The following is an 8,193-nucleotide window of genomic DNA, read 5'->3' as shown; positions in this document are numbered from 1 at the left end:
GATCAAACGAACAGATGAAGGGACCACCGACGCGACGCGCCGGTGGTCCCATAACTGGCAATCCAGGTGGTCCCATCACCCTGGCAAAATCAGCTCACACTGGTCCCATCCTCCTGGCAGACGACACTCCCCGAGGGGCGACTATATCGCGACGACGAACTCATCACTCTTGCGTTCACCGCCCACCGACACGCCAGTGCATCGGTCGCGGCGTTCATGCTGGAACGCGAAAAGGCATATTACGGTGAGCGATTCGAGCCGCAGAATCTCGCCGGGAGGGGGATCACGTTTACCCTCGCAGCCGAGATCGCTGGTCTTTGTGCGCGCTGGAGCGCGGAACTGCCGGACCTTGCGGCAGCCGCCACCGTGGTCTCCTCCTCGCTGCGGACGGCGTACTGGCTTTGGTTGGAAGACGACGACCGAGCAATGGCGGCTCTTCGCTGTACTCTCGAACAGACAGCGCGACTACGCACTTGGCACATCAAACCGGCCAAAGCGGCTGCTCTTGAGGGCAGCCCCGGTACTACTCCGCGGGATTGGTTGGAGGGAGCGGGCTGGCGGCGGCTAGGCGCGTTGAACCGCGCGCTTAGCGAGTTCGCGCATGCACATCGGGGGACCAGGTGGGACGGAGCACGAGAGTTACTCTCTGCTCTGCAGATTGAGCCAGATTCTTCCATTGCTCCGTTTACAGCCCGCGGCGCAGCTCTCGACTTTGTCACGACACTTGCTGCGCGAGAAACCATCCGGATTATTGATGCCAGGCATTCGGCGACGATCGCATCCGCAATGCGTGCAGCGATGACGCTCGGTGGTCTCAACATGTCGGCCGACGAACACGCCCTGGAGAACGTGCTTGATCATGTGTGGGAACATCGAGAGTATCCCCTCGGGCCACCTCAGTTTCGTTCAGCAGAAGAGCTTTGACGATCCAACCCGGCCGCGGCCACCACAAATGACTCTGCGCCATGGTGTGTCGAACGCAGCTCCAGGGATGCGCGGGTAGTCGTCCCACCGGTACTTCGCCGAGCCCAGTGCTTGGCGGACGAACGCCCGTCGCAACTTCCCGCGCCAGCGGCTATCCCCACACTTCGTCGCTCTACGGTGAGGAACGGATGAGCCGAGCAGTGTCACGGTGACCCATGAGTCGCACGTGACCACGATGCGGGGCTTCAATGTGCGGTTGGCGCCGCGAAACCCTAGCGGCGCTACACGCGGCGAGAGCGCGTGCGAGCTACGGGACCCGGCCTACTTCTGAAGGCCAATTCGGTTGTCGCGCAGCCTGTCGTCGCCTCAGTCGCGGGGTAAGTCGGGGCCCACCACGTCCTCGTCTCCCGGGTCGTCCGTGACTACAAGCGGGTCCTCTGAGGTATCAACGATGTCATTGTCGAGCCGGCTGCGCATATCTACGGCTGACGGGTGACTGTGGAAGACAGCAGCGTGGGCTTCTGGGGTATGGATGGCGCCCTGCCATCCCTTCGCTGCGCGGTATGCGGATATCGCCTCAAGAATGTCGCTGGGCTTGCGCGACGGATACTCATCGGTGATCAAGGTGCTGTCGTTGAACGCCGCGGCGAGCGCGAGCGACGGAGCGACCTCGTCGAGTTCCCGCGCGAGTGCGAACACGGGGTAGGGCTTCCCACCCCACACACCCTTGAGGAGATGCGTTCCAACTAGGTGCGCCCGACGTTCGCGCTGGTCCTGGTCGTTGTAGTGCTTAAACAGCAGGTGAGCGACCTCGACCGTTAGCACGAAGTACCTCCGCGTCGCGTACTTGAGTAAACGGAATCCGGTGTCGATGCTCGGACCGACGAAATCCATCGCGAACTCTGCTGAAGGTTCCTCAGTCGCTGCGTTCAATGTCGCCTCGTTGGCCGCCTCGGCGTCGATCTGCGACTCGTCATCCTTCGCGCGAACGGTACGGGGGATGGCAACCCGGCGATCGGGTGATGGCACGGTGGCCAGGAACGCCCCACCCTTCAGAGTCATCGGTGTCTTCGGCAACAAGTGCTGCAATTCGAACTCGAGCATCGCCGCCAGCCACGCGTCGACAGCATCACTGCATTCCTGCTCAGACTGGATCAGGATCGAGAAGATCAGCTCGTCCCCGACGGCCTTCCATAGTGACAGGCGCCCGCCGAGGTTGGGGCACGACTTCGCGACTTCCGCCGAAAGAATCGATGGAAACTCTGTGTAGAACGCAAGGAACGTCTTGATCCATTCGTTCTCCCCGTTCTGCTTGAATTGGGTCGAGTTCTGCAGATCGCAGGAGAGGAACAGAATCGAGCCGTCGCGGTTGGCGCCTGACGCCATCAGGTGAGAAGGCCGAGGTACTCGGCGCGGACCTTCGCTGCTGGCACTGACACTTCGAAATGGCGGGCGACCCGCGACATGTCATGGCCCAGATGCTCGAAGACCGACCGGAAGTGGTCCTCGGGCATCAGGAGGTTGGACGCGAAAACGTTTGCTTGAGTCTCGGCGACATTACGGCCGAGGCGGGTGAAAGTTGAGATCGGGCCACCCACGCGATGGCTGGCTGGGGCGCGGTAGTGAAGGAAGTAATGCCCGAGCTCGTGGGCGATGGTGAACCTGTCGCGAAGCTGCGAGGTGTGTGTAGGGATGATCACCGTGAAGTCACCCGGCTCGCGCACCTCGAGCGACTCGGCGCGGTCATCAACGACAATCTCACCGCCTAGCCGCGTGAGCAGCTCGTGCACGTTGACGCGGCCGTTTGTGTCAATGACTCCGTGTTCGCGTGCGATTTGCTGGGCGTACGTCGCAATCGCGGCGTACGACAGCCTGGAACGGGGGGCCTCCACGGCACCCTGGCTCATCACGGTCATCACGTCACCTCCACTCCATCATCCCGCACTCTAGGTAAGCCCGTAGTGCGAGTTACATCGCACAGCCAGCTCCTTTGTGGTCCCGATGGCAGGGTCACTCACTAACCTGTACGCGCAGACTAGCGTGCGACGCGCGGGCGCTGGCGCTCGACACTCTGCTTACCTGAGCGACATGAGCCTAATGCGGGGTGCCGACATGTGGTGGTAAGACCTCGGCTGGGTTTACCTGGCGTCACCGGGTCATCACTGCTTGGCCCACACAACACCGGCCTGGCCACCCGGTATGGGGCATAACAACTTCATGTAGACGCCGCATAGCCAGGCGGCGCTGCCGCCGATTACCCATGCGATGACGCGTTGCTATCGAACAGTCTCTGCGGATGTGTCTGACCGGTCCACCCTCGATGCCGAGGCGAGTCAGATCGCACCAGGCCACCTCGACGCCTTGATCGCTCAGCTGCAAGGCTGTGGCGTCGTGACCATCCGAGCCCCGGACCCGGCCAGCGCACTGAATGCCGGAACCTAGCGATTTGGTTCTGATTTGCGGGTTATGTCCAGACACATTTCGCCATCGAATATTCACCGACAATGATCGAGAATCGCCCCGAATCGGCCAGAATCGCTCGGTTACGCCCAGGTTCGTAGGAGCCGGAAAGCCTATGTGCCGCTGGGAAATTCCCGGATTTGAATGCGTACTCTAAGAACGGCCAAAAACGAATCCATTGGTCGCGGGTTCGAGCCCCGCCCGCCCCACCAAGCCCCAGCAGTCCCAGTGTCCTCATCGCTCACGTCATCATCGCTCACGTCATCGGGAACGAGACATCGCCCTGCCGTCTTCAGGTCCCTCGACCGGCGGTAGAAGCCGTATCGATTCCCGACCGCTGAGCGTTACACGAATCGGACGAATGCCAGCAAATTCACATCCGCGGAGGTATCCACAGCGATCCGTCAAGCAGCTGAAACGAAACCCGTTGGCCCGAACGTGTTTAGGACCCAAGATCGACGGCCATAGTTCTCTGCGACGGGGGCCGGATCGCTGCTTTCGATCTCGATGGCAACGTCCGGAGTGCACATCGCACGTACGAGCGCTGCAGTGCCCCCGGGGTGCGCAGTCTCGCAGAAACCAAGGAGGTCACCGATGGACATGAAGAAGATCACCGCAGGTGCCGCGACCGCGGGCATGCTCGGGTTGGGTGGTCTCGGCCTCGGAGCCGGGATTGCACTGGCCGACCCGCCGAATCCGAACCCGGGGCACTCCGGCAACGGTCCGGGCCACAACAAAGGTCCGGGTCACGGCAACCCGAATCCCGTACCGGACTTCACCGGGCCGGGGGTCAACTTCGGCGGGCCGGGCAACCCGTTGCCTCCGGGTCTGGGCTTCCTGCCGCCTCCGGGACATGGTGGCCCGATGCCACAGGACCGGATTTTTCTTCCGGAGATCCCCGCTTGGGTCGTGAACCCGGTGCTGCCGCCGGTAGGCACCCCGCCGCCGCCTGAGCTGCCCGACTGGGCCGACGGCCTGACGATCGTGTGGAATTCCGACCTCAGCGCCTGGGGTGTCTGGGACGGCGAGCAGAGCGTGTTCATCCGACTTTGATCACAGGCGAAGGAGCCGCCCCGCCGCGCCGGCGGGGCGGCTCTGCGCGTCCGGCCTCCAGGCGCGTGCGGCGACCGTCAGGCCGCGCGTCCGCGCGCGTGGGAGAGAAGATCGGTGCCGTGATGCGGCGCCTGGAAGCGGTGCACGCCGGCGCCCTGCGCGTACGACAAGTGCCCGCCGAGCGCGCCGCCGACGCTGACGACGGCCAGTGCGATCATCGTCACGGCCGTGGCGCGGCGGTGACGCTCTTTGCGGTGCGCCCGGTACGCCAGCGCGAACAGCACGATGGCGGCGCCGTTGGTCGCCGCGTGCAGGAGTCCGACCCGGCGCTGTTCGCGATTGAGCAACGGAAAATCCGCCCAACCCGCCAGGGCGGTGGGTGGAGCGGCCACTAGTCCGATCCCCAACAGTCGGCGCGCGGTCGTGTGGTCCTTGAAAGCCACGTCGAACAGCAACGCGGTCGTCCAGGAACCGAGGGGAAGAAAGATCATCAAGGGATGAACAGGGTGTCCGAGCCAGGACCCGCGCAACGCCGAGGCGAGTGGTCTATTGCCCAGTAGTCGTTCGACCGTGTCGGCAGCGCGGTCAGCGGGGCGGTCGACCGCGCTGACCGATTCTGCGGAACGCAGTATCGAGTGAATGTTCATGGCGCCTCCTCGGAGGCTGAGGTACCCCGCTGCCGCCGGGCGGAACCGCAGCGGACGCTATTCGCACCCGGTTCCGTTGCCGTCCCGGTCCAGCCCGTAGATGTCGCTACCGGTGACGGTCACCGGGCCGGAGACGTAGGCGGGGCCGTTGCCGCTGCCGCCGGCGCAGTCGACGTCGCTCGCGATCGGGACGCAGGCTCCCGAATAGTTGGGGTCGCACTCCGATCCCTGCTGCAGCGGCGCCGAAACGAGATCGGCGTTCGCTGCAGGCATCAGCGTGAACGCAGCAGCAAACCCGATGACCATTACCGTGATTTTCCCCACGGCCAGCCATCGTAGCCTGCCGATCGCCATCCGGTCCGATCGTGCGGGAGGTTTGCGGGGGGACTCCTGGAGCGGGCTGGCAATGGTCCGGGCGCCGATGCAGAAAACGACCGATCTGATCCAGAAAGCGAACAAGTTGCCGCCGAGGTGTCCCTGCGGCCTGGCCGCACCGAAGGTGCCACTGCGCAGTTCGGAGTCCGTTTGCCGGTACCGCGACGCCGGCACGGGAACACGTGGGCAAGGTGTCGTGACGGAGAACTGCGATAAAGGTCTAGGTTGAGTCCATGCAGCGAACCGGTGTCCCGGATCTCGACGAACTCGTCGCTGCCCGCGATCAGATGGAGCGTCTGGTGCGGGTCATCGTCGCGATCGGTGCCGATCTGGACCTGGATGTGACCCTGCACCGGATCGTCCACGGGGCCATGGAGCTCTGCGACGCCCGGTACGGAGCCCTGGGGATTCGCGCCGCCGACGGCAGCCTGGCGCGCTTTGTCTGTGAGGGGATGGAGGAGACCGCCGCGCACCGGCTGGCCGAAATGACCGTCGGTGAGGGGATCCGCGTCGACGATTTCGGCGGGCACCAGGACCCGGAATCTCGGGATCTCCCGATGCACGCCGTGCTCGGCATGCCGATCACGGTGCGCGGAGCCGACTTCGGCGCGCTCTACCTGGTCGACGACCGGCCCGGCCGTACGTTCACCGATTCGCAGGAAGGCGCGGTCCGCGCGTTGGCCACCGCGGCAGCGGCCGCCATCGACAACGCCAGACTCTTCGAACGCGAACGGGAGTCGGCGAAATGGACCAAGGCCAGTCGCGAGATCACCACCGCACTGCTGTCCGGTGACCCGCAGACCGGACCGCTGCAACTCATCGTGAACCTGGCCCTGGAACTGGCCGACGCCGAGCAGGCGATCCTGCTCGTGCCGGGGGAGCCCGACCTGCCCGCCGACGAGGTCGCCACCCTGATCGTCGCGGCGACGGCGGGTCGCTACGCCTCCGAGGTGATCGGCCGTCAGGTCCCGATGGAAGGTTCGACCACAGGTGGTGTCGCGCGGCGCGGTCTTCCGCTGATCACCGACTCGTTCCAGTACCCGATCGAGGGGTTCACCGACGTGGGCAACCGCTCGGCGATCGTGATGCCGTTGATCGCCGACGACGCGGTGCTCGGGGTGATCGCAGTCGCACGCCGACCCCACCAGCCGGCGTTCGACAACGACTATCTGGAACTGGTCAGCGATTTCGCCCGCCACGCGGCCATCGCGTTGGCACTGGCGGCCGGACGTGAGCATGCGCTGAACCAGGAACTCTCCCAAGCTGATTCGGTCGACTCCGCCTTGATCGCCGCCACAGAGGAACTGCGCAGACTCTGGCGGGCGCGCCGCGTGCTGGCGGTCATCTTCCCGAGCCACGCCCCCGCGCCGGATGCCGCACCGGAGGTGGTGTCGGTGGGAGAGACCGTGCTGTGGACAGACCTGCCGGCGGCGACCCATCATGCGCTTCACGCTTTACGTGACGGTGACCTGCTGACGCCCACCGTGTCACAACCCGGCACGGCCGGTATCGCGATCCAGCACCCGGAAGGTGTGCTGGTCGTCTGGATGGACCTGGCCGCGGAGCGGCCGTTCACACTCGAGGACCAGACGCTGCTGACCGTGCTGGCGGGCCGCCTCAGCCAGGGGCTGCAACGCCTGCACCGGGTGGATCAGCAGCGCGAGACGGCGCTGGCGCTGCAACACGCGATCCTCGGTCCGGCCGACCTCCCGCACGGCTTCGCGGTGCGCTACCAGGCGGCCAGCCGGCCCCTGCAGGTCGGTGGCGACTGGTACGACGTCGTCGACCTGGATGACGGACGCATCGCGATGATCGTCGGCGACTGCGTCGGCCACGGGCTGCCCGCGGCCACCGTCATGGGCCAGGTGCGCAGCGCCTGCCGCGCCCTGCTGTTCGACAATCCCAGTCCCGCAGCCGCATTGGCGGGCATGGACCGTTTCGCCGCACGGCTTCCCGGCGCGCAGTGCGCCACGGCCGTGTGCGTGGTGCTCGACCCGGCCACCGGGGAACTCGTCTTCTCCAGTGCCGGACATCCGCCGCCGATCCTGGTGCACGCCGACGGCGCGGTGCAGCTCCTCGGAGAGGCGCATACCATCGCGCTGGGGCTGAGGGTCGGGTGGCAACGCCCCGAGGCGCGCATCACGATACCGGCGGGCGCCACCCTGCTGCTCTACACCGACGGACTGGTCGAGCGGCGGCGCGTGCTTCTGGAAGAGGGCATCTCCCGGGCCGCGGGTCTGCTCGAAGAGCAGCGCACGGCCTCGCTGGAGGAACTGGCCGACCACATCATGACGCGCATGGCGCCCGACACCGGCTATCAGGACGACGTCGCGTTGTTGCTGTACCGCCATCCTGCGCCGCTACAGCTGAGCTTTCCCGCCGATGCCAGCCAACTCGCGCCGACCCGAACCGCGCTGCGCAGCTGGTTGACCCGCGCCCGCGTCGAGCCGGGCCGCGTAATGGAGGTGTTGGTCGCCGCAGGGGAAGCGGTCGCCAACGCCATCGAGCACGGCCACCGGCACAGTCCGGGCGGCACGATCAGCCTGCACGCCACCGCGCTGGTGGACCGGGTGCAGTTGACCATCGCCGACACAGGCTCGTGGAAACTCCCGCAGCCCGTTCGCGACGCTCATCGCGGCAGGGGGATCGCGCTGATGCGAAACCTTATGCAAGACATCGCAATTGACCACGACCCGGCCGGAACCACCGTTCGGCTCTACGCAAGGATCTGACC

The 8,193-nt window shown here is 65.4% G+C and carries 7 protein-coding genes; 3 read left to right on the top strand and 4 right to left on the bottom strand.

From position 1 onward, the window contains the following. The first annotated feature begins 66 nt into the window (after positions 1 to 66). Entirely contained in the window at positions 67 to 924 is an 858-nt protein-coding gene (locus ACTWP6_RS27050; RefSeq protein WP_443189327.1) for a hypothetical protein, read from the top strand. Positions 925 to 1,290: 366 nt separating this feature from the next. On the opposite strand, the gene ACTWP6_RS27045 is transcribed toward ACTWP6_RS27050, so the two are convergent. After that, the gene (locus tag ACTWP6_RS27045) at positions 1,291 to 2,310 is read right to left on the bottom strand and encodes a hypothetical protein (protein WP_443189326.1); all 1,020 of its coding nucleotides are present in this window, start codon (positions 2,308 to 2,310) and stop codon (positions 1,291 to 1,293) included. Further along, positions 2,310 to 2,840 carry an ImmA/IrrE family metallo-endopeptidase gene (locus ACTWP6_RS27040; RefSeq protein ID WP_260754044.1) on the bottom strand — a complete coding sequence of 177 codons (531 nt, stop codon included), beginning with the start codon at positions 2,838 to 2,840 and terminating at the stop codon, positions 2,310 to 2,312. Before ACTWP6_RS27040 ends, ACTWP6_RS27045 begins: the two co-directional genes overlap by 1 nt. 1,138 nt (positions 2,841 to 3,978) lie before the next feature. Here ACTWP6_RS27040 and ACTWP6_RS27035 point away from each other — a divergent pair. Further along, entirely contained in the window at positions 3,979 to 4,437 is a 459-nt protein-coding gene (locus tag ACTWP6_RS27035; RefSeq protein ID WP_260754042.1) for a hypothetical protein, read from the top strand. Between the two features lie 77 nt (positions 4,438 to 4,514). On the opposite strand, the gene ACTWP6_RS27030 is transcribed toward ACTWP6_RS27035, so the two are convergent. Together ACTWP6_RS27030 and ACTWP6_RS27025 are read right to left on the bottom strand one after the other, a co-directional pair. Further along, on the bottom strand, positions 4,515 to 5,084 hold the full coding sequence (locus ACTWP6_RS27030; RefSeq protein WP_260754041.1) for a DUF2231 domain-containing protein: 570 nt from the start codon (positions 5,082 to 5,084) through the stop codon (positions 4,515 to 4,517). Between the two features lie 57 nt (positions 5,085 to 5,141). Continuing rightward, complete coding sequence (locus tag ACTWP6_RS27025; RefSeq protein ID WP_396885529.1) at positions 5,142 to 5,390, bottom strand: hypothetical protein; 249 nt, start codon at positions 5,388 to 5,390, stop codon at positions 5,142 to 5,144. Positions 5,391 to 5,692: 302 nt separating this feature from the next. On the opposite strand from ACTWP6_RS27025, the gene ACTWP6_RS27020 reads away from it, so the two are divergent. Beyond that, a complete protein-coding gene (locus tag ACTWP6_RS27020; RefSeq protein WP_260754039.1) occupies positions 5,693 to 8,191 on the top strand; it encodes a SpoIIE family protein phosphatase in 2,499 nt (832 codons plus the stop codon). The last annotated feature ends 2 nt before the right edge of the window (positions 8,192 to 8,193 follow it).

The organism is Mycobacterium sp. 4D054 (assembly GCF_052245755.1).
Lineage (GTDB): Bacteria > Actinomycetota > Actinomycetes > Mycobacteriales > Mycobacteriaceae > Mycobacterium.
The sequence above is the reverse complement of the archived record's forward strand: the minus strand, read 5'-3'. Positions and strand labels throughout refer to the sequence as shown.

Bases quoted from the DNA above. Each gene is read 5' to 3' on its own strand.
- ACTWP6_RS27045 (WP_443189326.1), bottom strand. From the start codon at position 2,310: ATGGCGTCAGGCGCCAACCGCGACGGCTCGATTCTGTTCCTCTCCTGC.
- ACTWP6_RS27040 (WP_260754044.1), bottom strand. From the start codon at position 2,840: ATGACCGTGATGAGCCAGGGTGCCGTGGAGGCCCCCCGTTCCAGGCTG.
- ACTWP6_RS27035 (WP_260754042.1), top strand. From the start codon at position 3,979: ATGGACATGAAGAAGATCACCGCAGGTGCCGCGACCGCGGGCATGCTC.
- ACTWP6_RS27030 (WP_260754041.1), bottom strand. From the start codon at position 5,084: ATGAACATTCACTCGATACTGCGTTCCGCAGAATCGGTCAGCGCGGTC.
- ACTWP6_RS27025 (WP_396885529.1), bottom strand. From the start codon at position 5,390: ATGGTCATCGGGTTTGCTGCTGCGTTCACGCTGATGCCTGCAGCGAAC.
- ACTWP6_RS27020 (WP_260754039.1), top strand. From the start codon at position 5,693: ATGCAGCGAACCGGTGTCCCGGATCTCGACGAACTCGTCGCTGCCCGC.